The following is a 23,441-nucleotide window of genomic DNA, read 5'->3' on the forward strand; positions in this document are numbered from 1 at the left end:
CATTTACTCCTTTCCAAACTGTTCTTTCCATGAATAGCTGCGCCCCAATCCCTTAACGGTTTTAAGATAGGGCATAGCGTTTTCTTCCAAAGTCGCCGCCCGGTTAAATAGATCGGGATAGTGTTCTTTGAGATATAAAATCTCTTGTTTCTTCATGCTCGGACAAAAGAAACAGGACGATTTACCCGGCTGCGGCAATCCTGCCGCTTTGATTTCCCGGATACAATCGTCCCTGTTCCAGCCCCATTCTTCAATGAGGGGGTAGCGGTTATGATATTTTTTGTCGGCTTCGTTGTACTTGCGGGAATGTTCATACCGTTTCACTTCTCCCGCGTCATAGCCGATATAGCGGTTGACTTTCTCGCCGCGCTGCCATACTTCGCGGCAAGGCGCATAGTGGTTGCAAAACTTTTCCTGCGGTGCGATTTTGTGTTTCTGCGAACAACGCTTATGCCCGTAGGCAATCGACGGGAGCGTATGAGAGCGCAAGCACTCGGTTTCAAGAGATAGGCGGTTGCCGTAGCGGTCAACATACTGCACAACGGTAATCTGCGGCATACCGTGTTCCGCAAGCCATTGATTGATTATCTCGATAAATTGATAGGTATGCGGGTGTTCCGCGCCCGTATCGGCAAAGGTGATAAGGTCAATCGGGATTTTGTGCTTGTATAGGCCAATAAGTAAGGCGGCACTATTCGTGCCGCCGCCAAAAGATACAATATTCATTTTTCAACTCCTTTTAATTGTAATTTAACCGCCCGTAGGCGTAAAAGTGGGATTGCCAATAGCTGGTGTCCAGCTTTGAATACTGGATAGGGTCGCCACAATGCAGCATGACGGGGCTTCCGTCCCCGTCCTCGCCCACATAAATCCCCACATGGGAAACGCCGGGGGTGTCGTATGTACCCGTAAAGAACACCAAATCCCCCGGCTGCGGGTTAGAAACAGGGGTTGAGATGTTGTAAAGCCCTTGCGCCCCAAGTCTGCCCGTATTGTATAGGCCGCTGTTCGTCAACACATAACTCACAAAGCCGCTGCAATCAAAAGAGGTTTCCGGGGTGCTGCCGCCCCACACATAGGGAAAACCGACGTATTTATCTGCTTCCTCCATGAGCCGCGCAAACTTTTCATCGGAACCCAGCAGCGCGGCGGGTACTTCATAATCGGCGGGCGGGTTTTCATAGTATTTAGACACATAGCCGGATTGCGGGAAAAGGTCGGGTCTGTTTCCCAGCGACGACATATACATAGCGTACATGGATAGCTGTTCTTCGCCCATGATGTAAACGGGGACATGGGAGAGGTTGAAGTTTTCCAAATCCACATGAAGAATGTAATAGTTATAGGGGACTTCAACCGTATAGGGGTTGCCCTCGCTGTCCGTCCTTGTTTCGGTGCGGTAGCGTACCTGTACTTCTTCCTCGACCGTCAAGATATACTGTTTCTCAAAGAGCATTTCAAGGGTGCTTTGCACTTCATCGAGTGTAAACACGCCCTCATGCCACGCGGAAAGGATAGAAATTAGCACATAGGGGTCATGCTCGATCTCGTCCGCGTTTACCCGGTATTCGTCATAGCCGGGGTATTCGCTTTCGATATTGTCCAGCATATCTTGTAACTCGGCTTCCATAGCGGCATACGCGCTTTCCGCGCCCGTTATATCCGCGTCCTCGGAGAGATAGGACGACGCAATCAAGCCGCTGCCGCTGTTGCCGCCAAAGAGGGAGCAAGAGGACAGCCCGCCGAAAAGCAGCAGCACGATAAAGGCAATCCCGCCCACAATCAAGCAGCCTTTCCAATGCCGGACAACAAAGAACGTCGCCCGTTTGGTTTCCTGCGCGGTTTTCTTCGCCGCCTTTGCGGTGGCTTCAGCGGTTTTTTTCGCTTTGCCGCCCGCTTTCAGCGTTTTTGCATACTGCTTTTTAATGCGCTGCTTCTGCCAAAAACGGGAAATGGGGTTGGAGTGCGCAAGCGCGGGGTTATCGTGCAACGCCTTTTGATAGAGAAAATCTGCGTTTGCCTTTACCGCTTGTTTTTCCGCTGCCGCCGCTGCCCGGTAGGGTTTCAGCTTATGGCGGCGTATGCCGCCCTTAACTGCCCGCGCCGCCATGCCGCCCGCTTTCTCTCCGGCAAGTTCTACCCGGTGCCCGCTTTCCACACCGACGTTTTCTTTCTCTACCTCGTAGATTTTCCCATGTACGGTACTGTTTAACTCCTGTGCCGGACGGGATAAGGGGTTATGCCGCAACTTGCCGTTTGGGGGCTTATCCGTCTTTTCAAAGGAAAGGCGCGTCTTTGCCTTGCCTTTCGCTTCGTCAAAAACGCGCTCTTTCTTGATTTTGGTCTGCTTGGGGATAGCCGCCCGCGCTGCGTCTAAACAGTCTGCCGCCTTATCCGATTTCTTGATCGCTTTTTGAAGTTCCGGCGTTGCCCGTTCCGCTTCGGAAAACTGCAAGCGGGAAGAATGGGTTTTAGGCTGCGTCGCGTCAAGGGCTTTTTTCTCCGCGCCTTTTGCTGCGTGTCGCTCAATCTCTGCGCCGATATGCTGCACAACCTTTTCCGCTGCCACCCCTGCGGGGGCTGAATAGTTTTCTTCCTGCGGCCTTTCGCTGATACTGGACGTTTCTCCCGTCGTGAGGTTTTCCGCAACCGCACCGTCGCGGGTCATTTTTTGCGTTACCTTGTCGGGGGCTTTCAGTTCCTTGCTCAATCTTCATCACCTCCAATCCGCTGTTTTGCAAGTTCGCAATAGTCGGGGTTTAACTCAATGCCGATATAGCGGCGGTTAAGCCGTTTTGCTACCATGCCCGTCGTGCCGCTGCCGAAAAAGGGGTCAAGGACAATCCCGCCGATGGGACAGCCCGCCAAAATGCACGTTTCCGCAAGTTTCGGCGGGAACGCTGCGAAATGCCCGCCATGATAGCCGACATTGTTAATCTGCCAAACGTTGCGGCGGCTGCGGACGGGAGAAATCAACTCGTCGGCGTATGCGCCCTTTTCGCGGGGGCGGTTGATTTTCTGCGGTTGGTTTTGCCCCGGAACAGTAACGTTATACTTATTTCCTTTGCTAACTCCGCTTTTCAGCCGCCCCGCCGTTGTGGGGGCTATCGGCTCGGCTACTGCTTGCCAATCGTAATAATACTTCTTTGACTTGGTAAGCAGAAACACATATTCATAGCAGCGGGTCGGCCTGTCCCGCGTGCTTTCCGGCATGGGGTTTGTTTTGTGCCAAATGATAGAACTGCGCAAATACCAACCGTCGCCCCGCAAGGCGAGGGCTACAAGCCACGGAATACCAATTAAATCTTTGGGCTTGCAGCCGGGGGCGCGGTGGTTAAACGCCACTTGCTGCCCGTTCCTGCCTTTGGGGTATTTGGGGTCTTGGTGGTCGGCTTTGCTGCCTGTGCCGCAATAAGTGTCCGCGATATTCAGCCAACAAGTACCCTCCGGCGTAAGCACCCGCTTTACCTCATGGAATACCGCCGTAATACGGGAAACATATTCCTCCGGCGTTGCTTCCCGTCCGATCTGCCCGTCTGCGCCGTAGTCCCGCAAGGCATAGTAGGGTGGGGACGTTACGCAACAATCAACTGCATTTTCCGGCAAGGTTTGAAGCACCTGCAAGCTGTCGCCGCAATAGATTTTGTCCATTTCTATCCTCATGCCGACACCTCGCCGGGTTTGGTCGTCATTACACGATAGAGTTCCGTATCTTGCGGGAAACGGTCAATAAAGGGCAAAATCACGTTGCCATAGAAGATAAGCCCCTCGCCCGCGTCGGAATGGGTTACATAGGTCATTTGCTGCTGCGAAATGTTAAGCTGCTTTGCAAGGATTTCCCTGTCGCCCTGGGCTTGGTTGAGCATATACACAAAATCGCTGTTTTCAAAAATGTTCTCCACCTCGCGGGACGATAACAAATCTTTCACGTTTTGGGTGATACCTGTCGGAATACCGCCCCATTTTCTAAAACGCTTCCAAATCTCAACGCTGTACGCTGCGGTCTGTTCCTCTTTGAGCAGCAAATGAAACTCGTCGATATAGTACCGCGTCGCCTTGCCTTCGCTGCGGTTTATGGTAACTCTGTTCCAAACTTGATCTTGGACAATGAGCATACCGAGTTTTCGTAGCTGGGTGCCGAGTTCTTTAATATCAAAGCAGACAAGGCGGTTGTGAATGTCAACGTTTGTTTGGTGGTTAAACACGTTCAAACTGCCATTTACATAGAGTTCCAATGCCGACGCGATACGCTGCGCTTCCTTTTCCGGCTGCTTCTTGATTTCATTGTAGAGGTCGCCCAAAATCGGCATATTCTCCGGCTTCGGGTCTGCAAGGTAGCTGCGGTACACGCTGATAACGGCGCGGTCAATCAAAGTCTTTTCAACCGCTTCCAGCCCGTTTTTGCCGCCCATAATCAACTCGCAAAAGGAAAGGATAAAATCGCTCTTTAAGGCTATGGGCGTGTCGCCCTCGCTGTAATTGAGGTTTATATCCATCGGGTTAATGTACTGCGTGCTGTTCTGCGAAACCTTGATAACCTGCCCTTTCAGCCGTTCCACAAGGGGGTAATATTCCGCTTCCGGGTCGCAAATGATAATATCGTCTGCGGTAATGAGAAAAGCGTTGGTGATCTCGCGCTTTGCCGAAAAACTCTTGCCGCTGCCGGGTGTGCCGAGTATCAAGCCGTTAGGGTTCTTCAGCCTTTTCCTGTCGCACAAAATCATGTTATTCGATAATGCGTTTAAGCCGTAATACAACGCTTCGCCGCTTTGGAACAGCTCTTGTACCGTAAAGGGGACGAAAATGGCGGTGCTGGAAGTCGTCAAGCCCCGCTGGATTTGGATTAGGTTTTCGCCCAATGGGATAGAGGACATAAGCCCCTGTTCCTGCCGGTAGTCAAGGCGGGTGAGCATACAGTTGTATTTCTGTGCGATACTTGCGGCCTGAAATACGTCGTTGTCCAATTTCTGCTTTGTGTCTGCCACATTCAAAACTAACAGCGTAAGCAAAAACATTCGCTCGTTCCGGCTCTGCAAATCCCGCAAAAGGTTTTTCGCTTCGCCGCCGTAGGTGGCAAGGTCGGACGGAATTATATCCATATCGTAGCCGCTGCGGATTGCCTTTTTCTGTTCCTCGATTTTCATACGGTCAAGGTCGGTGATTTTCCGCTTGATCGTCTTGATCGCTTCGTTGTGGTCGATACTCTGAATGTGCAGATTGACGACAATCCCGTTTTCCGCTTCCATGAAGTCGGCAAGCATACGGTCTGAAAGTTCCGGCGCGGCAATCTGCAAAAAGGAAACCGCGCCAAACTTCCCGCCCATTTGAAACATTCGCCCGTCGCCAAAACGGAAAGAGGACGGGGCAATAAAGTCTTTGACGGAAAGGCCGCTTACGGGTAGCCATTCCCACGCAAAGTTGAAGCGTTCCCCGTCCGGGTGGAAAAGCCCATGCAGCACTTCAAGCCGCTGCTTCCCGTCCAATACCCGCGCCGCCGCGCCGATCACCTTAAAATGGTTGAGGGTGTCCGTTTCGATACGGGCAAGCCGCGCCCGCGCCGATTTAATATCTTTTGCTTCAATGGTAAAGGTGAGAAACTTTGTCTTGATAAGCCCGTTGTTGCCGCGTTCAAGCTGTGTTTGCAGCATTTCGGTGTATTCGGCTCTGATACTGTCAAAGTCGTCATTCTGTGGGGCAATCGTGATACTGCTCTTGAAATCCTCCTTGTTCGCATGGCGGCTGATTAAGGAAAGCTGCACACTGATAGAAGCGTCAAAAGAGTTATACATATCGCAAAGGGCTTCAAAAATGGCGGTCTTGTCGTCCGGCTGCGCAAGCTGATAGTTAATATCTTCAAACTCAATGCACTTGGAATACCGCCCGTTTGCAAGGCGGCAAATCCCGTCCTTATACATTCGTTCAAACGGTATGCTGTCCTGCGCCGTATGGGGCTTCCCGTCGCCCTTTGACTGCCGGATAAGCGCGTCGATCTGTTTCTTTTCCTGCCGCGTAAGTTTACGCTTTTTGTTTTGGGTCTTTCCCTTTTCCTTTGACAATCGCCCGTACCTCCTTATCTAATCGCTCCTGCCGCGCAAGGGCGGTATAAAAATTGTTGGTCTGATAAGGTCGCTCTTTGGGGCGAAGAAACTTCACTTCCACAAATTGCCGTATAATCACTTCCAGCGGTTGCCCGTTCTTCTCGTACATAGCGAGTAGGAACATGGGCAGCATGGCAAGCACCATGCACAAAGCCGCCGTTGTCGTTCCCGCGCTGTCCTTTGTCAAAAAGAATAGCGGTAGCCCGATAGCCACCGCCGCGCCGAAACAGAGTAATTGTCTTTTGGTAAGGTTGAACATTACCTTGCTCTTGATTTTGGTTAAATCCTTTGGGACGGTTACATACGCCATTTCAAACCTCCTTTCCGGCAAACCGTATGTCGCTTTTGATTTCATTTCCCCATACGTCCCAACCAGGGGTATGCTGCCTTGCAAACAGTTCAATACGCGGTAGGTCGCCCATAAGGGCAAGTATCTTTTCCCGCGTTATATCCGGCTTTTTGCTGTGCTGCTCAACAGGGGAAATAATAAATTGATGTACCTTGTTTGATTGTCGCTTCGGGTGTCCTTTGGTAGCAAGCAAGCAGATTTCCGCATTTCCTCGCGTCCAAAAGCCCAAGCCATAAAACCAAGTGGGCGATTTCCGATTTTGCTTTAACCATACAAAGGCAACGGATTTATAGGTAAATCCCCAAGCCTTGATTAACTGCAACGCTTCTTTAAGCTGCGGGAACGTCGCCCATAGGAATAAAATACAGTCCTTATCCGCAATTTCTTTGACGGGTAAAGCGCAAAGTTCCTCAATACTCATAGTGGGATAGTGCTTTTCCGCTGCGCCCTGTACCTTGCTTCTCGCGTATCTCCAAGGGGGATCGGCGTAAATGATTTTGTATTTCTTCATCTGCACCCCCTTAATGCGCGCTGAATACGGATTTTGCAAGGCTTCCCGTTTTGAAAAGCGTAAAACACAAGAGGACGGTATAGCCCATGCAAGACCAGATCGCGCCGGATATGTCATCGGTTGCTGCGATTGTCTGTATCAAAACCGCATAAATACCGACGCACACAAGAATTAGAAAAGCCTGAAAACCGAGGGCAAGCAAGGATTTTAAGTAGTTCTGTCCCATGCCGCCCCATTCACGATTTACCATTGTCGCAACGGGGATAGGGGCGATACTCGTTACAAGGTATATTTCAATCATGCGCCCGTACACCACCAGCATGATACAGATAGACAACGCTTTCATGGTAAGCCCCACAAAGAGTGATTGAAACCATAGCCCCAAAAGCCCGCCGACGCTCATAGCGTCCAGCTTTGCTTCTATATCGGTGATAACGGTTGCAATATCTATGCTTGTGTCGGATATGATAACGCCCGCGCTGTCGTTGACGACGCTCTGTGTAATGTCAAATACGCCCATGACGATGTTCCAAGTATTTGTTACCAGCAGCACCGCAACAAAGGTTTTGAAAATCCACTTGAAGAAAATCCAAGTGTCGAGATCGTGCAGATTGTTTTTCTCAATTACAAGCTGGATTAGTTCGTAGCACATGACAAAGGTAATGATAACGCCCGCAATCGGCACAATGACGTTTTCCGATAGGCTGCGTATCATATTGAATATGCCCGCGTTCCACCCGGCGGGGGTTGTGCCGACTTGCGTTGCGATTTCTCCAACCTCTGTATTTACGCTGTCGAACAGCCCGGAGAGATTAGAGAGTATTCCGTCTGTCAAAATGCCGCGAAACCAATCTTCAATCATCTGCCATATCAAAAGCTAATCCCTCCTTTCCCGCGCCCTCCCGCGTGAAGCGGGAGAGCGCGGCGGGTAGTGTTAGTTTGTGGCATTATCCAAACAGGCCGGAGAGCAGCGGGACAAGGGTAAGGCCGATAAGGGCAACGCCGCCGCCCGCCATCAACTGTTTTATCCCCAAATAGGTGTAGGAAAACGGCTCGATGGCGGGCGGCGGCGTGTCAAGAAATATCTATGGAGTTTTTAAGAACCGCCCCGGCGGGGCAGGTCAGGCTGTGACCTGCTCCACTTCCGGGATGGGTTTAAGATTAAAATGAATTTCGATAGAAATGTGTCTTGTTTTATCGCTGTCTATGCTCTCATGGACAACGATTTCTTTAATCAGGCGGTTGAGGGTGGCGGCGTCCAGTTCCGTGATGTCGGCGTATTCCTGAATGGCTTCTACCCACTGGCGGGCGTCATACGCAAGCCGGATTTCATCGGCCAGCTTCTTCCGGCCTTCCTCAACCCTTGCCTTCAACTCGGCCTGTTCCTTCTGCGTCTTTTCCATCAGCAGATTGAAGTTCGCTTCGCTGATACGTCCGGCAACCATGTCCTCATACAGCCGCAGAACCATCTTTTCCAGAACGTCAATGCGTTCCTCGTCTTTGGCAAGGGAGCGTTCCAACGCTTCCCGCTGGCCTTTCTGCTCGGCTTCGCAGGTGTCGGACAGCTTCCCGGCAACGGCTTCCCCGTCCATCAGGGCGGCTCTGGCACATTCCCGGATTTTGTTCAGCACAAGCCGGTACAGGGTGTCGTACTCAACCCGGTGCTGGGAACAGTGCTGTTTCCCGTAGGCGTTATAGGTCTTACAGGAATAAATCTGCTTCGGGTGCTTCTCATTGGTATAGCGGATAGTCAGCGACTTCCCGCATTTGCCGCATTTGATAAGCCCCGCAAACAGGCTGATTTCCCCGGTCTGGCGGGGGCGCTGCCGGGATTTCAGCTTGCGCTGCACGATGTCAAAGGTCTTGCGGTCAACAAGCGGCTCATGCTGGTTCTCCACGACAATCCATTCCTCCGGCTTCTTCTCCCCGATGGTGCCGATTTTGAAGCGGTATTCCTTCTTCTGGGAAGCGATAGCACCGGTATAGACGGGGTTTATCAGGATGTCCTTAATTACGGAGAAGTCCCACATATACCGCCCGTTTACCGGGTCTTTCTTTTCCCACTTGGTTGACACGTTCCGCAGCCCCCGTATCCGGTTCCAGTAGGTCGGGCAGGGGATTTTTTCTTCTTCCAGCCTGCGCCGGATGTAGTTGGGGCCGTGTCCTTCCAGCGCCCACGCAAACAGACGCCGGACAATGGGAGCCGTTTCCTCGTCAATCAGCAGGTGGTTTTTGTCCTCCGGGTCTTTCTGGTAGCCGAAGGGGGCAAGGCAGCCGGTAAACTGGCCTTTCTGCGCTTTCAGCAGATAAGAGGAATGAACCTTCTTGGAAATGTCCTTGCTGTACATCTCGTTGAGGATGTTCTTGAACGGCGCAATGTCGTTGTTGTCCCGCATGGTGTCGATACCGTCATTCATGGCGATATACCGGACGCCGTGGCGGGGGAAGAAATCTTCAATCAGGAAGCCGGTCTGCAAGTAATTCCTACCCAGTCTGGATAGGTCTTTCGTGACCACAAGGTTTATCTGCCTGCGCTCGATGGCTTTCAACATCCGTTTCAGGTCGGGGCGCTCCATGTTCAGCCCCGTGTAGCCATCGTCCTGATAGACTGCAACAACCTCCCATCCCTGCTTCTCGCAGTAGTTTTCCAGCATATCCCGCTGGTTTGCAATGCTGGCGCTCTCCCCGTCAAGGTCATCGTCCTTGGAAAGCCTGCAATAGATAGCCGCCCGGAAGCTGCCCGCCAGTATTGCGTCCATGCCTGTATATTCAAATCCGTTCATCATAACCGTTTACCCGCACAATCCAGACGGAACACGGTCACTCTGAACCTTGTCTTTATTATACTCTAAATCTTGTGTTTTCGCAAGATATTCTTTATTATTTCTCTGGCTGTATTTCTGTGCAATCAGGCTCACGAAAACGTCCGTAGCGTCCAGTTCGCCGTCAAATACCGTTGTGACATGGATTTCAGTTTTGCTTTTTGCCATAGGCAGTTACCTCCATAAATGAAATAAGCCAGACAGGAGAAGGTCGGCAACGAAGTCCGGCAACGGACTTCAAAAAACCTCGAAAACAATCTCTGTCTGGCGGGTTACTGTTTATTTACTTTTTCTTTTATTTTTCTGTTGCTTTGGTTGTCAGAGGGGAGAAAAGCCCGCAGTTACAGGCTTTTCCCCGGCAACCGGCTCGGCAACGGGATAGCAACGGGGTCGGCAACCGGCTGTGGTTTCCCGGATTTTTCAGAAGGGAAGTTCCATCTGCTCGGTCACTTCTACAAATCCGTCCGGCGTTTTTTCACGCCCGTTGTCAGCGCCCGTTGCTGGGGCTTCCCGTTCCCAGCCCTTTTGCCTGCCGTATCCTTCAAATATCCGGGGATTGGAGAAATACTTCCATCCCGTGATACAGTGGTTCATGATGTCGTTGACTTCCCGGATTTCCCATTGCTTCGGCTCGTCAAAGGGATGGTTCAGGGCTTCCTTAAAAAGCTGCTTAGAGCATACGGCGCTGCCGGTGTAGTGGTCAAGGTATGCCTGTATCATCCCGGCCTTGGTGTCCTCCGGCATGAAATCCCGCTGGTGTTCTTTGAGGTACTGTATCATTTCGGGTGTAAAAGACAGCTTAAAATCGCCGCTTTTGTAGGTTGTCATGGCTTCCGCCCATACCTGTTCGATATAGGCTCTGGAAGCGGCTTCATCGTCCAAAATGTGTACCTCGGCCTGTTCGGGATAGACCATGACCGGCAGGAAGCGCCGGTTCCCGGAACGGTCAAGGGGCAGGAAGTCCAGCGCATTGGAAGTCCCGCCGAACACGCATTGCCGCAGCCTGTCCTCCGGGTGGGTTTCGTAGGGGATTTTATAGACCTCCTTCTGGCGGCTTAAAAATGACTTGATTTCCTCTATGCTCTTGGCGTTGGCAGTGGCAATCATCTCCGACATTTCAATTATCCAGTGGCCTTGTAACTTCCGGTACACGTTATCATCGTCCAGCTTCCGCAAATCATCGGAAAACCACTCGTCTTTTACGGCCAGCAGCCGGAAGAAGGTGGATTTCCCGGCTCCCTGACCGCCAACCAGACAGAGCATGACCTCAAACTTACAGCCGGGGCAGAAAGCCCGGTGGATGGCTCCCAGCAGGAACAGCCGCAGGGAATGGTAAGTGAAGTTGTCCGTGTCGGCTCCCAGAAAGTGCCGCAGGCAGTAGCGGATACGCTCTTTCCCGTCCCAGACAAGTCCGTTCAGGTAGTCCCGGATGGGATGGTAGCTGTTGGCGTCTGCGGCCAGATCGGCGGCGTCTGCTATCTTTTTCTCGCTGGTCAGGCCGTAGGTCTTTTCCAGATACAGCCGGATATACTTCATGTCCGTGTCGGTCATGGCCTTGCTGCCGGTTCTGCGTTTCCTGCCGATGGGCTTTAGAAGGTCAATGCGCTCGGTCAGGAGATTTTTCGCAACCGCCCCGGAAAGGACGGGGTCATACTGGAACACGGTCAGGCAGTTGTGGATACTGTTCCGCACGCCGCCTTTCTCGGTGCTTTCCAGCAGGGCTTTTACTTCCTCAACGCTCCGGGGCGGGGGTGCGGCTTCGATGGTGTCCGTCACGGCCTGCCGCAGTTCTGGCGGCAAGGTCTGCCATTCTCCGCTCAAGGTTCCTCACTTCCTTTCCGTAGCTGGCAATCAGGGCAGCCCGTTCCCCTATGTCGGAGAACAGCAGCACATCCAGCAGATATTCCACATGGGATTGTTTCTGCAAGGCTTCCACGAAAAGCGGGTGCCATTCTTCCTCCGGTGTCTTGGGGGCATAGTCCCGCTTCCAGCGGCGCAGCAGATTGTGATAGTCGGACAGTACCCGGAAACAATATCGCTCCATACGCTTGAATTGCTGCTCCGGGCTTTCCTGCCGGGGCTGTGGGCGGCGGCTCCTGCTTGGCGGCTCCTTATCCTCATAGGGAATGGAGAAGTCCTGCGCCAACATGAGGGCGGCTTCCTTGGGGCTGACATTTTCCAGATGGGAAACAAAGTCAATCACATCCCCGTCTGCCTGACAGCCGAAACAATGGAAGCGCCGGTCAACCTTCATGCTGGGGTTTTTATCGTCATGGAAGGGGCAGACGCACATCCCGTTTCTTCCTACCCGGATACCGTAATGCTCGGCGGCCTGCCGGGTGGTAACAGACTGCTTCACGGCTTCAAATACGTTCAATAGGCAAATCCTCCTGAAAATAAGAAAAGCGCCTGTCATTCTCACGGGGAAAATGGCAAGCGCCTGATTGGTTAAAGTTCCATATCCTGTTTTTGCTGGCGGCGGGGCGTCTGGCGTTTCTCTGCCTGTTCCTCCCGGATACGCTGCTCCCGGCCTTTGACCGCCTGCTGGATGGACGGTTTCTTTCCCGGCTCTGCGGTCTGGCGGTACTGCTCGGATGGCAAAACCTGATTGAGCCAGTGGCGCACATCCCGCAAAATCTTTACATCCTCCTGTACGGCAGTCAGCGCTTCCGTCTTGGAAGCGATATTCTCTGAAAGCTGTGCCTGTTCCCCGGCCAGCTTCTTTGTGCTGTATTTCGCCCCATCAAGGTGAACCTTGAAATACCGCAGGGCAGCGTTGTAGGCGTCCAGTTCCTCCTTATGGTCGGCGGCATATTTCTCCTTGGGTTTCTTCCAGCGGATAGCGGCATATTTCGCATGAACCGGCTTGTTTGCTTCAAAGTTCCCGATATGGAAAAGCAGCCGGTCAATCTCTTTTACACGTTTCTCCATCGGCCTGATTTCCTCACGGATGGAAACAGCCTGTGCGCTGGCTTCATCCAGATAGGCGTCAAGGCTCTCCACGGTGGAGATCTCTTTCTGCCGCAGGAAGTCCAGGGATTCCATGACCTTGTTGAAATCGCCAACAGTGCCTTTCAGCTTCCCCTTGGAAGTCCAGCCGGTACGTTCCTCGCTCCGTTTATCCAGATACCGGGAAAGCAGTTCGGGGATGGTCGGCTCCTTTGCCTGTTCCAGCGCTTCCAGCAGCGCCGCCTTTTTCTCTTTCAGGCCGGACAGCCAGCCCTTTAAGCTGCGTACCATCTGCCGGATAGACTGCATGAGGGAATTGGCAGCTTTGATGTCCCGGTTCAGGTTTCCGATGTTGGTCTGTATGCCTTTCTTCTCCAACTGGCTGACCGCTGGCCCCATGTGGACGGTGGGGATTTTATCAATCCCCTGTCGGGCATAGGAGCGAAGGTCAAGGCGCTCCGGGCTGCCGATGGCTTCCAGATAACGGTTCGCCGTATCAGCCCAGCCCTGCCGCCATATCTCGGCGTACTTCTGGTCGTTCCAGTCCACGGTGTCCTCTTTGTGGCTTTTCCATCTGCCGGACGCAAGCCGGATACGCTCGCCGTTCTCGTCAAGGTCGTAGACCTTCCGGCTTTTAGGGAGCCATTTTCCGGTTTCGTCCATCGCCCGCATGGTAAGAAGGATGTGGGCGTGGGGATTGCCGTCCCCCTTGTCATGGATGGCGAAGTCGGCAATCATGCCTTTGGAAACGAAAAACTCCCGGCAGTAGTCCCGGATAAGGTCGGCGTACTGTTCCGGGGGAAGTTCCCTCGGTATGGCAAGCACAAACCTCCGGGCAAGCTGGGAGTTCCATTGTTTCTCAATCGCTTCGGCGGCGTTCCACAAGGTATTCCGGTCTGCGTACTCCGGCGGGGCGTGGGGCGGCAGCATGATTTCGGTGTGGACGATTTCGCTTTTATGGGAATAGTATTTCTGTTTTTGGTCGTATTCGGAAAACAGCCGTTCCCCGCTCTGGTAGGCGGCAGACGCAACGGCTGACTGGCGCTTGCTGCGCTGGATGATTTTTACATCAAAGTGCGGGCATGGTGGCATGACGGATTGTGACCTCCTTTCTCCCGGCGTCCGGGCAAAGAAAAAGCAGGAAACCGTTCCATGATTTCCTGCTCGGTGGTGCCGCCGGTGGGCGGCTGGTATTTAGTTTTGAAAGTTCGAGTCAGGTTGACCCGATGATGGATAGCACGATAAATGGGAAGTTATCTCTTACTTAGAAAATAGTATGAAAAACCATAGGAACAATGAGAATTAAAATTGCACCTACTACACATACAGCAATTACTTTTTGAAAACTTCGTTTTTCTTGTTCAGACATATCATTATACCATTTCATAGGCAAGCACCTCCTCAACTTCCAATTTTTCGCTGACTCTATTTTTGCTACTTGCTACGGAACTTCATTCTTCTCTATTTTGATTAGGGCGTTTCTTATTACAAAGCGAACCTACCAACATACCGATTGCAGAGATTATCGCTCCTGCTACAATCATTCCAAAGTCTGGGGCGTTCAGTTTGTTAAAAGCAATGTTGTTTGCCATTTTGAATGTACCATATTCAGCAAGCATATACATTGCGCCAAAGAAAATTGTAAATGCCCATTTTCCTTTTCCCCAGAAATTGTTTTTACCAATAACAACGGATACAATAAATGTTGTTACAGGAAGAATAATCCAAAGAAACATCAAACTGTAACCCATAGCGTCGCTTCCGCTTGTAAAGAACCAGAACACAATCATTGCAAATGCCCAAATCAACAGATAAGCGAGAATTGTAATAATTCTGTTTCTGTTGGCGTTGCTTTTCACAACATTTGTACTTTCTTCGAGATAATCATAATAGGTTTTCATTTTCTGTTCTCCCTTCAATAAATAGTCAAGAGAGACATCGTAGCATTCGCTCATTTTTATGACACTAATGATATCCGGGTAGGATTTTTCATTTTCCCAATTTGAAATGGTCTGGCGACTCACTCCTAATAATTCAGCAACTTGTTCTTGTGTTAGTTTTTTCTCGATTCGGGCTGCCTTGATTTTGCTTCCAATATCATGCTCCATGCCACTGCACCTCCCTTGCACTTTTATTGTAGGAAAAACACCCTATATCGTCTACCAAATGGCTTTTACATCACTTATAATGTGTGTCAAAATTCTTTGACAACCGCATAAAAACCTATCTGTCGTTAATTTTATTATACTATGACCAGCCTCCTTTGGGAATAGATGAATTGTAAACTTGCTGGACGGGAACAGCTTGCAGCGCAAGGTGTTTCCGAGCGGCAAGTCCACAAAGGGGTAGCTGGCGGCAGCCAGCGCAGGGGAAGTGTAGCTTCCCCTGTGATGATTGACTGGAGCCGGAACGCTGCGGGCAATCATCTGCTTTCCGCAGGAAGCCCCCGGCAGGGCGCAACACACTACCTTCAGGTGGTGTATAGTTGCGCCCTCTTTCAGAGGGGCAGTCCACGGGCTGCGGCTCTGGAAGCAATCATGGCCGTTTCCGGCCTACGTCCTCTCCCTGAAAATCGTCGTTTCCGGCGAACACTTTTTCCATAAGCTGACGGGTGCTGTCCTGCCGGAACAGCAGCTTCAAGAACAAACTGACCTGTTCATCCGTGATGGCTTCCGGGTGGGGAAGGTAGCTTTCCAACATGGCGGCTCTGGTGCAAAGCCGGTGCGTCCGTTCCTTCCGTGTCAGCGTCTTTATCTGGTGTTCCAATATCTTTTCTTCATGCTGCGCCCTCCGCAGCTTCTTTTCCGTTTTCTCTATCTCCTGATTGAGTGCTTCCAGCTTTTCATTCATAGGCGGCTGTCCTCCTTCTTGGGAATGAGTACATATATCTTATTGGGTTCCCCGAAGCCCTGACGCACTCGCAGTATCAGTCCGGCGTCCTCCAATTCATTCAGGGAACGCTTCACGGTCATGGTGCTGCGGGCAAGTGCCGCCGCCAGTTCCACGATGGGGAAATGGATAAATAAAATCCCGTTGGCGTCCTCCATGCCGGACAGGAAAACAATATCCAACATCCGGGCGTACATGACCTTGGCGGTGCTGCTGATCGGGAGCCGCAGCATGGCTCTTGGCAGCGGCATACAGGGCGGCAGGGTGGTGTCTGCGGTCATAAATTCAACTTCCATTCAATCGGTGTCCTCCTTTACTTTTCGTTTTGAGCGTTTGGAAAGATAATGGGGGCAGTCCACAATGACCGCCCGGAAACTCTGCTTACAAGTGCGCTGGCATTTCCGGCAAAGGTCGTTGTACGTTACCCGCCCCCGTTCATTGAGGAAGAAGGATAGTTCCAGCTTCCTCTTTTTCGGCATTCTCGGCATGGTGCCTCCTTAAACAAAAATCCGCCCATTTCAGCCGTAACAGCCGCAATAGACGGATAGCAGATTTTAGTGTCGTGTTTCGGGGCGATTTTCAAGGGAAAAGCGGCCATAGAGCCGCCCGGAAATCCCCCGTAGTATTACGGATAGGGCAGACTATGCCCTATCGGATTGTTGTGTTTCAGTATCAATTCGGTGTTCATTTTTGCCGGTTCTCCCTGATGTCGTTCCTGCCCCTGGCTCTCACAACGGCGTTTCGCTCCCTTTGGTACGCTCGTTGCGGTCATGGTTCCTCCATTTCCTGCCGCAAGTCATTGCGCTACATCGCCGGGGAGCATATCCCATACAGGCCGGTCATTCGATTGGAATAATCCATCGATGAACTAAGCCCATTATGGCACATTTTTGAGCCTTCTCCCGTATATCCACAAAGTAGGAAAACCGTCCCAAAAACGAAAATTTCCACGATTGCGGAACGGGTATGGTATAATGGGATGGACGGCGGCAGCCAGCCGCAGGAAGGAGCGATGTATCTATGAAAACCCGCATTTCCGTACAGGAACGCCTGAAAGATTTACGGGTGGAACGGGGCTTAAATCTGGAAGAACTGGCGCAGGAAACCGGCATTTCAAAATCAGCCCTCGGCAGCTATGAAAACGACAACGATGAATACAAGGAAATCAATCACGGCAGCCTGTTGAAGCTGGCAGACTTTTATCAGGTGTCCGTTGACTATCTGCTCGGCCTTACCAACAATCGGAAATATGAAAACACGCCGATAGAAGAATTACATTTGAGTGATGAAGTCGTAGAACTGCTGAAAAGTGAACGCTTCAACAACCGGCTGCTGTGTGAGATTATCTCCCATGAAAAATTCAAGGAACTGCTGGCAGACGCAGAAATCTATGTGGACGGGATAGCAACCATGCACTTCCATGACACAAATAGCTCACTGGCTGCTTTACGGGCTATGATACTGGAAGAACATCCCGAAGCTACGGCAGACCGGGCAATCAAAGTATTGGAAGCCTGTCAGATAGAGGAAGAAGATTTCTTCTGCCATGTGACGCACAAAACATGGGACGTCATTCTCCACGACATACGCAAGGCGCACGAAAATGACAGCGAAAGTGCGCCGGATACCACGCCCGCCGATGAACTGATACGGGAAGTACAAAAGGCCATGCAATTGCCGGGGGACAGGGTTCAGCAATTCACGGAGATATTCTGCAAGGCGTTCCGGCTCAAATATAAGCGGCTCTCACAAGAGGAACGAAGCCTTTTGAAGAAGCTGTTCAAGAAATCCCCGCTGATAAAACAGTCTGGTATGAACTTCCGGCGCAGGCCGTGGAAATGAAAACTGCCGTTGTGGGAATGGTTGTTCCTGCAACGGCAGCTTTGATTATATATGAATTTGGAAATCCTGAAACTTAAACAATCCATTTCCCTGTTTGAGTTTTCCGGCTCTCTCTAATTGTGCAAATCCGGCTTCAATATCGGCTATCAAAGAAACGGGAATATCCAACTGATGGTGTCCGGGCAGAACTTTTTTTATATTGTATTTCCGTATTCGCCTTATAGATTGATAGAATAGCTTCGGGTCGGTAGTTGGGTAAAATGCGTCCAGGCTTCCCTTGTATATCAAATCCCCGGAATACAAATAGTTTCGTTCTGGTTCGTAAAAGCAACAATGTCCGGGAGAATGTCCCAGCGTGTGAACAACTTGAATTTCCCGCCCGCCTAAATTTAGAAAATCGCCATCGTGTAAAATTCTTTGTGGGATACCTTGAAAAATCTGATAAGCGTTAATATCAAAATCTCTTGGAAAATCACAAGGAAGCCTTGTCAAATTATTCTTCACAACTTGCAATGGTATCGGAAACCTGACCGATAGCCAGTCCTTTTCCGCTTCATGTACGGCGATATTATCAAAATACTTATGCCCGCCAATGTGATCCCAATGAACATGAGTTGTAACTGTCATAACAGGCAGCTTTGTCAGAGAGTCCACAATTTTTCTGATGTTGGAAACGCCTAAACCTGTATCAATGAGAATAGCATATTTTTCCCCACATAATAGATAACAATGTGTTTCTTCCCAGTGCTTGTATTCGCTAATAGAGAATGTATCACGGTCTATTTGCTCAATGGTAAACCAATTATCCATTCCGTATAATTACCTCCAGCAACTGAATTTCCAGTTAAAACCACTTTGCATTTTCATCTCTGAAATGTGGTATATTGCCATCTTTATAAGGGTCATACCGATTTTCGTTACAACCAAATTCTTTTAAGAGAGCAATCTTGCCATCTGGCGTCCATTCTATCAGTGACATTCCATCAAACGCTTCTACGTTACCGGCGTCCATCTTATTTTTGAAATACCATTCAACAATGGTTTGATTGCCTTTATGGAAAAATTGCTTGATGTCCCATTGCAAGACAGTTCCACGGGTATTCCATTCCTCAAACCAAAGTTTTATTTTCTTGGAGCCGTGGTACTCTGGCCCCCAACTTTCAATATATACGGCATTATCAGAAAATACATTAAATATACCCAAATCTTTTTTTGCAAGCCACATATCAAACCAAAGTCTGATAATTCTTTCTCTATTGTCCATTTCGCAGCGCCTTCCTTGTCAATTTAATTTTTCAGCGTCTTTGTCCTGCTCTAATTCAATTACATCCAAAATGCCACAATTCAGGGCTTCGCAGATACGAACCAGCGTTTCCATGCTGATGTTTTTGCCTTTACCCATGTTGGCAATCATATTTGTGGTAAGACCGGCGGCAATCCGCAAGTCCTCTTTCCTCATGTTGCGCTCAACCAGCGTGTGCCAGAGGGGTTTATAGCTTATGTGCATTTATCCTCCTGCCTTTCTCCCGGTTTCGGGGTTCCTGTTCCCATTATATCAAAATTCTTGCTAACTCACAAACATTTCTTGACACAACCGCCGGTTCCGTCTGGATTGTGCTTTTCCTTTCTTCTCTTGATTACATCTACTTAGCCATAAGCTGTTTCATGCCCTGCGACTTCGCGCCGGGGTTATCGTTGCCGTACCCCTCCATGAGGTTAATGCCGCCCCAAATGCCAAGTCCTGCGCCAAGCGCGATTACCAAAGTCTGCAATACGTCAACTGCGCTGTTGAAAAAATCCATATAAACCTCGCTTTCTGCCGCTAAAACGGCTCAAAAAATGTTGTTGGAAATAAAAATGCCGCCGTTTTTATTCGGCGGCTGCGTCCTCGTCGGACAAATCTATTTCGTATATGTCAAAGGGTTCGTCGGGCTTTACGATTGCCGGACGGGTGGACATATACCGTTCAACGTCAAAAGCGTTTTTCTTGTCGAAGTCGGAAAGGTATTTGTAGTTCGGGTGCTGCGTTATATCGTACTTATCGCTGAAAAAGGGGCGCACGCCGCGCAACTGCAAAATACATTTTCCTCCGTCCATAACTGCGATTTCGTCCTGTGTCATCAACTCCTTTCCCAATTTCTGATAATTGAGGCCATGAGAAACCTGCGTGCCGCGATTTTCGGAAGTGTTGAAACTGTCGATTGTTTCACGTCCCAAGTTCTCCGAAATATCCTTTGCATTTTTCCCGCGCCCTCCCAAAAACAAGGTGCTGTCGGCATTGTCAAGTATGATTTCTGCCGCGTCCTTGTAAATGGCTTTTAGCTGGCTCTGCGATTGCAGAATGATAGAAGCCGAGATTTCCCGGCTGCGGATTGTGGCAATCAATTTTTCAAACTGCGGGATTTGTCCAATGTTTGCAAACTCGTCTAACAGGCAGCGAACATGAACCGGCAGCTTGCCGCCGTATTCGTCGTCGGCCTTGTCGCACAAGAGATTAAATAACTGCGATTGCAGCATAGCGATAACAAAATTAAACGTGCTGTCCGTATCGCTCATAATCAAAAACAAAGCTGTTTTTCTGTCGCCTAACGTGTCAAGTTCTAATTCGTCGTAGGACATAAGATCGCGCAATTCCTTTATATCAAAAGGAGCGAGCCTCGCACCGCAAGAAATGAGGATTGATTTTGCGGTTTTGCCCGCCGCCAATTTATATTTTCGGTACTGCTTCACCGCGAAATGGTCGGGGTCGCGTTCTTCCAAGTCGGCAAACAGCAAATCGACGGGGCTTTGATATTCCTCGTCGTCCTCGCGGGCTTCGCTGGCGTTGATAAGTTCCAACAGGGTAATAAAGTTCATTTCCTCGGCGGGGGCTTCGTACCAGATGTAGCCCACCAACGCGCAATACAAAAGCCGTTCTGCCTTTACCCAAAAATCCTCCGCGCTTTTTTCTCCCTCACCTTTGGTATTCGCTATCAACGTATTTACCAGCTTCAAAATATCTTTCTCGCTGCGGATATACACAAAGGGGTTGTAGTGCATAGATTTTTTGAAGTTAATCGTATTCAGTACCTTAATGCGGTAGCCCGCCCGTTGCAGCAGCTTCCCGCACTCAATCAAAACCGTACCTTTCGGGTCGGTTAAGACGTAAGAGGAATGAAGCTGCATTAGATTAGGTTTGACAAAAAATCTTGTTTTTCCGCTGCCGCTGCCGCCGATCACGACGACGTTCTTATTTCTCGCGTACTTCGGCTGCTTCGGGCGGCTGTTCATGGTAAGCCGTTCCGTCTGCGTCAAAATGATGTTGTTTTGGAAATCCGGGTCTATGTAGGGCTTTATATCTTCGGCGTTTCCCCATCGGGCAGAGCCGTACTCCGCGCCCTTGCGGTATTTCTTCGCGTTTTTCCCTTTGACATAGACTATCAAGCGGATAATCACCGCACCGACAATGCCGACAAGCAAATCCAACGGGTAAACGCTCGGCAAGGCGTTTTCAAAGGCTGCGGAAAATCCTTGTGTGATATTCAGTATCTTTGCAGAAATATCCGCGCCGGGGGCAAGCCGCACCGCCTGTCCGACTTTATCAAAGAGATAGACAAAGAACACATAGGGGATATTCGGAAGTATCAGCTTTTTGTAGTTGATCTGCTTCATATCTCGCGCCCCCTGTCCATTTTCTTTACCTTGTCGCGGGCGGCGTTAATCTGCTTCGCCTTGTCCTTTGCAGCGGCAAGGGCTTTGCGGATAGAGGGCTTTTTCTCCCGGTTCAGCTTCTTTGCGGAAAACTCTTGAAACGCTGCGGTCATAACGTCCGCGTCCCGGCCTTTGAAAAACACAAGGTAACGGGTCTGCTCGCCCTTAACCTTTTTTAGCGAAAAATCTATGTTGTATTTCTTCGCCGTACTCTCAAAGGCTTTAATATTGCTGTCGGTGATCTCGATGTTGGAAACACCCGCGTTCTGCTTCATAAGCTGCCGCATGGTCTGTTTCCCATGCGCGGGTTTGCTTTTCTGCTCCAAAAACTTTTGGATTGCTTTCTGTAACGCCTGTTCGGTAAGCCGCGCCGCGCCTTTTCCCACTTTGACGTATAGGGCAATCGTTTTTTGGGTTACTTCCTCCTGCAAGGTATCAACTCCTTTCCCGGTAAAGTGCGGCTATGCTCATTCGCCGCCGTATAAGTCGTGATTGACAAGGGCGGTATAGTAGCTGTCAATGGTACTCGGCGCGTTGAACAGCACCGCTTTTAGATACTGCTTGATGTTGCGCACTTTGGTTGTGTTCTCCCTCATGCAATCCAAAACAAACTCAATATGGCTGCTGTTCAGCTTCAAAAACTTGGATTTCACCAATTCGGCGGGGTAGTCGTCCCCGGCAATACGGATTGTCTTTCGGGCTGTGCAGACGGTTTCCAGCATAAGGTCAACAATCTCGTCCAAACGGTCTTTGTCAATTTTGCAGTTTTGAATGAGATGGTCGTATTCGATATTGTCCTTGATAATCTCCCTGTAAATCTCTACTGCGCTATTGCTTTTCGCTTCCGTTCTTTTCCTTTCCGGCGGCGTAGCCGCTTCGCCATGCGCAAAGGGCAAGGGGTTTAGGGAATGGAAAGGAATGGAATCGGTACTTGATAAATCAGTAATTGATTGTTCTTTACTTAATATATCTTTATTTAATTGCGTTGGATTTTCCAACGTAGGTTTTTCCTGCGTAGGTTTTTCCAACGTTGGATTATCCAATGTTGGATTTTCCAATGTAGGTAAATCCAATATAGGCGGCTGTCCGCCGCTGGTAGCTGCTTCCGGCTCTCGCGGCTGCGGCTGCTCGTATATGACGTAATCTGCGCCCCGCAAGCGTCCCTTTTCGTCGCGCTCCCGGCTGCGCACGATATATCCGGCTTTTTCGAGTTCCTTTACCGCTTCGCGGATTGCGTCGATCTTCTCCCGGTTGATATGGGATAAGCCCGCAAGGGTATAATCCCAATCTTCGGGCAGCGAAAGCATTTGCGACAACAAGCCCTTTGCCTTTAAGGACAATTCCTTGTTTCGCAAGTGGTGGTTGCTCATAACGGTATATCCCGTATTTCGCTCCACTCTGAAAACTGCCATATTTCCTCACTTCCTCTCTTGGTATGCGTGGACAATTAGAAAGCCGTTTTCGGCTGTTTTGGTATTGCAATATGCCCTTTGCCGTTTTCGCGTCTGCAAAGCCGCATGGCACAAGGGCTTTTGCCCGTCTATTTGTCCATGCTGGCGTGCGTTTTCCGCGTCCTTTTGCCGGGGCAATAGGGACACTCTTTGAAAACGCAAAACTCATATTTCCACCCGGGGCGGTAGAAACGGCAAGTGCCGCAATCTTCATCATCTCCGGCACAACCGGATTGATAGCGGTCAAATCCCGGCTTCTGCTGCATGAGCAATTCAAACGCCCGCTGCTTGCCCTTTGTGAAATACATTCCGGCTGCACCTCCTTTCCTGCGGGCATAAAAAAACGGCGTTACTTTCTCCCCCAAAGGGGTTAAGGTAACGCCGTTTGTGTGCGTATTCAGTTTTTAACACATTCCCTGTCTATCCGCTGTCCGCAAAACCATTGATTTTATTAGCTTTTTGCCGCTATCGCTATCACACCTCATTATTCAACAGACCGGCATTCAATTCTCTGCTGACAGAGATTGAAGCTGGCAGGGTGGGAACAGTGATCGTCAAAGATATGTCCCGATTTGGCAGAAACTATCTGCAAGTAGGTTTCTATACTGAAATGATGTTTCCTAAGAAAAATGTCCGTTTTATTGCAGTCAATAACGGAGTTGACAGTGCCAATCCGGCAGATAATGATTTTACACCATTTCTGAATATCATGAATGAATACTACGCCAGAGACACCAGCCGTAAAATCCGTTCCACTTTCCAGTCCAAAGGCAAGTCCGGCAAGCACCTTACAGGCACGGTCATTTACGGCTATCTCTGGAACGAAGCCAGAGACCAATG

Annotated in this window: 27 protein-coding genes and 2 pseudogenes; 2 read left to right on the forward strand and 27 right to left on the reverse strand. The window is 50.1% G+C overall.

Going from position 1 to position 23,441, the window contains the following annotated elements:
• Window positions 1–3 precede the first annotated feature (3 nt).
• From ABCW45_RS05615 to ABCW45_RS05705, 19 genes and pseudogenes are all read right to left on the reverse strand, one after another.
• The gene (locus tag ABCW45_RS05615; RefSeq protein WP_002604475.1) at window positions 4–726 is read right to left on the reverse strand and encodes a phosphoadenosine phosphosulfate reductase domain-containing protein; all 723 of its coding nucleotides are present in this window, start codon (window positions 724–726) and stop codon (window positions 4–6) included.
• A gap of 13 nt (window positions 727–739) precedes the next feature.
• Window positions 740–2,668, reverse strand: a complete 1,929-nt coding sequence (locus ABCW45_RS05620; RefSeq protein ID WP_425516017.1) for a C40 family peptidase — start codon at window positions 2,666–2,668, stop codon at window positions 740–742.
• 38 nt (window positions 2,669–2,706) lie between these two features.
• Window positions 2,707–3,663 carry a DNA-methyltransferase gene (locus ABCW45_RS05625; RefSeq protein ID WP_002604477.1) on the reverse strand — a complete coding sequence of 319 codons (957 nt, stop codon included), beginning with the start codon at window positions 3,661–3,663 and terminating at the stop codon, window positions 2,707–2,709.
• Window positions 3,660–6,056, reverse strand: coding sequence for a VirB4-like conjugal transfer ATPase, CD1110 family (locus tag ABCW45_RS05630; protein ID WP_002604478.1), 2,397 nt, complete (start codon window positions 6,054–6,056; stop codon window positions 3,660–3,662). Before ABCW45_RS05630 ends, ABCW45_RS05625 begins: the two co-directional genes overlap by 4 nt.
• Window positions 6,016–6,408: a PrgI family protein gene (locus tag ABCW45_RS05635; protein WP_002604479.1), complete on the reverse strand. Its 393-nt coding sequence runs from the start codon at window positions 6,406–6,408 to the stop codon at window positions 6,016–6,018. Before ABCW45_RS05635 ends, ABCW45_RS05630 begins: the two co-directional genes overlap by 41 nt.
• Before the next feature lies 1 nt (window position 6,409).
• Window positions 6,410–6,958 (reverse strand): MT-A70 family methyltransferase, encoded by a 549-nt coding sequence (locus tag ABCW45_RS05640; RefSeq protein ID WP_002604480.1) that lies wholly within the window; start codon window positions 6,956–6,958, stop codon window positions 6,410–6,412.
• Between the two features lie 10 nt (window positions 6,959–6,968).
• A complete protein-coding gene (locus tag ABCW45_RS05645; RefSeq protein ID WP_002604481.1) occupies window positions 6,969–7,832 on the reverse strand; it encodes a VirB6/TrbL-like conjugal transfer protein, CD1112 family in 864 nt (287 codons plus the stop codon).
• Between the two features lie 73 nt (window positions 7,833–7,905).
• Window positions 7,906–7,989: pseudogene (locus tag ABCW45_RS05650) on the reverse strand (Maff2 family mobile element protein); the annotation flags it as partial.
• Window positions 7,990–8,079: 90 nt separating this feature from the next.
• Window positions 8,080–9,744: a recombinase family protein gene (locus ABCW45_RS05655; protein WP_117534912.1), complete on the reverse strand. Its 1,665-nt coding sequence runs from the start codon at window positions 9,742–9,744 to the stop codon at window positions 8,080–8,082.
• 6 nt (window positions 9,745–9,750) lie between these two features.
• Window positions 9,751–9,948: a hypothetical protein gene (locus ABCW45_RS05660; RefSeq protein ID WP_117498369.1), complete on the reverse strand. Its 198-nt coding sequence runs from the start codon at window positions 9,946–9,948 to the stop codon at window positions 9,751–9,753.
• Between the two features lie 252 nt (window positions 9,949–10,200).
• Window positions 10,201–11,544 (reverse strand): virulence-associated E family protein, encoded by a 1,344-nt coding sequence (locus ABCW45_RS05665; RefSeq protein ID WP_330408168.1) that lies wholly within the window; start codon window positions 11,542–11,544, stop codon window positions 10,201–10,203.
• Entirely contained in the window at window positions 11,513–12,157 is a 645-nt protein-coding gene (locus ABCW45_RS05670; protein WP_173788361.1) for a CHC2 zinc finger domain-containing protein, read from the reverse strand. Before ABCW45_RS05670 ends, ABCW45_RS05665 begins: the two co-directional genes overlap by 32 nt.
• A gap of 71 nt (window positions 12,158–12,228) precedes the next feature.
• Window positions 12,229–13,821 (reverse strand): MobQ family relaxase, encoded by a 1,593-nt coding sequence (gene mobQ / locus ABCW45_RS05675; RefSeq protein ID WP_117498365.1) that lies wholly within the window; start codon window positions 13,819–13,821, stop codon window positions 12,229–12,231.
• 172 nt (window positions 13,822–13,993) lie between these two features.
• Entirely contained in the window at window positions 13,994–14,116 is a 123-nt protein-coding gene (locus tag ABCW45_RS05680) for a hypothetical protein (protein ID WP_256444012.1), read from the reverse strand.
• Between the two features lie 64 nt (window positions 14,117–14,180).
• Window positions 14,181–14,837: a helix-turn-helix transcriptional regulator gene (locus tag ABCW45_RS05685; RefSeq protein ID WP_117498363.1), complete on the reverse strand. Its 657-nt coding sequence runs from the start codon at window positions 14,835–14,837 to the stop codon at window positions 14,181–14,183.
• A 427-nt stretch (window positions 14,838–15,264) separates the two neighbouring features.
• Window positions 15,265–15,579 (reverse strand): DUF3847 domain-containing protein, encoded by a 315-nt coding sequence (locus ABCW45_RS05690; protein WP_117498359.1) that lies wholly within the window; start codon window positions 15,577–15,579, stop codon window positions 15,265–15,267.
• Complete coding sequence (locus ABCW45_RS05695) at window positions 15,576–15,914, reverse strand: DeoR family transcriptional regulator (RefSeq protein ID WP_077711887.1); 339 nt, start codon at window positions 15,912–15,914, stop codon at window positions 15,576–15,578. The genes ABCW45_RS05690 and ABCW45_RS05695 overlap by 4 nt, the downstream gene beginning before the upstream one ends.
• On the reverse strand, window positions 15,915–16,106 hold the full coding sequence (locus ABCW45_RS05700) for a hypothetical protein (RefSeq protein ID WP_172455309.1): 192 nt from the start codon (window positions 16,104–16,106) through the stop codon (window positions 15,915–15,917).
• A 137-nt stretch (window positions 16,107–16,243) separates the two neighbouring features.
• Window positions 16,244–16,390, reverse strand: a complete 147-nt coding sequence (locus ABCW45_RS05705) for a hypothetical protein (protein WP_161143160.1) — start codon at window positions 16,388–16,390, stop codon at window positions 16,244–16,246.
• A gap of 248 nt (window positions 16,391–16,638) precedes the next feature.
• Between ABCW45_RS05705 and ABCW45_RS05710 the strand changes: the two genes are divergently transcribed.
• Window positions 16,639–17,460 (forward strand): helix-turn-helix domain-containing protein, encoded by an 822-nt coding sequence (locus ABCW45_RS05710; RefSeq protein ID WP_117498357.1) that lies wholly within the window; start codon window positions 16,639–16,641, stop codon window positions 17,458–17,460.
• 45 nt (window positions 17,461–17,505) lie between these two features.
• On the opposite strand, the gene ABCW45_RS05715 is transcribed toward ABCW45_RS05710, so the two are convergent.
• From ABCW45_RS05715 to ABCW45_RS05750, 8 genes and pseudogenes are all read right to left on the reverse strand, one after another.
• Window positions 17,506–18,270 (reverse strand): MBL fold metallo-hydrolase, encoded by a 765-nt coding sequence (locus tag ABCW45_RS05715; RefSeq protein WP_173788360.1) that lies wholly within the window; start codon window positions 18,268–18,270, stop codon window positions 17,506–17,508.
• A gap of 34 nt (window positions 18,271–18,304) precedes the next feature.
• Entirely contained in the window at window positions 18,305–18,724 is a 420-nt protein-coding gene (locus ABCW45_RS05720; RefSeq protein ID WP_015540950.1) for a nuclear transport factor 2 family protein, read from the reverse strand.
• 18 nt (window positions 18,725–18,742) lie between these two features.
• Complete coding sequence (locus ABCW45_RS05725; RefSeq protein ID WP_015540949.1) at window positions 18,743–18,967, reverse strand: helix-turn-helix domain-containing protein; 225 nt, start codon at window positions 18,965–18,967, stop codon at window positions 18,743–18,745.
• Window positions 18,968–19,109: 142 nt separating this feature from the next.
• Window positions 19,110–19,262, reverse strand: a pseudogene (locus ABCW45_RS05730) (Maff2 family mobile element protein); the annotation flags it as partial.
• 67 nt (window positions 19,263–19,329) lie between these two features.
• A complete protein-coding gene (locus tag ABCW45_RS05735; protein WP_002604483.1) occupies window positions 19,330–21,111 on the reverse strand; it encodes a VirD4-like conjugal transfer protein, CD1115 family in 1,782 nt (593 codons plus the stop codon).
• Window positions 21,108–21,581, reverse strand: a complete 474-nt coding sequence (locus ABCW45_RS05740) for a PcfB family protein (protein ID WP_343220453.1) — start codon at window positions 21,579–21,581, stop codon at window positions 21,108–21,110. The genes ABCW45_RS05735 and ABCW45_RS05740 overlap by 4 nt, the downstream gene beginning before the upstream one ends.
• Window positions 21,582–21,617: 36 nt before the next feature.
• Window positions 21,618–22,562, reverse strand: coding sequence for a DUF6017 domain-containing protein (locus ABCW45_RS05745; RefSeq protein ID WP_002604485.1), 945 nt, complete (start codon window positions 22,560–22,562; stop codon window positions 21,618–21,620).
• Between the two features lie 128 nt (window positions 22,563–22,690).
• Window positions 22,691–22,909, reverse strand: a complete 219-nt coding sequence (locus ABCW45_RS05750; RefSeq protein WP_002604486.1) for a hypothetical protein — start codon at window positions 22,907–22,909, stop codon at window positions 22,691–22,693.
• A gap of 134 nt (window positions 22,910–23,043) precedes the next feature.
• Here ABCW45_RS05750 and ABCW45_RS05755 point away from each other — a divergent pair.
• The coding region (locus ABCW45_RS05755) for a recombinase family protein (RefSeq protein WP_343220454.1) at window positions 23,044–23,441 on the forward strand (398 nt) is incomplete at its 3' end.

Source organism: Pilosibacter fragilis (genome assembly GCF_032490495.1).
GTDB lineage: Bacteria > Bacillota > Clostridia > Lachnospirales > Lachnospiraceae > Pilosibacter > Pilosibacter fragilis.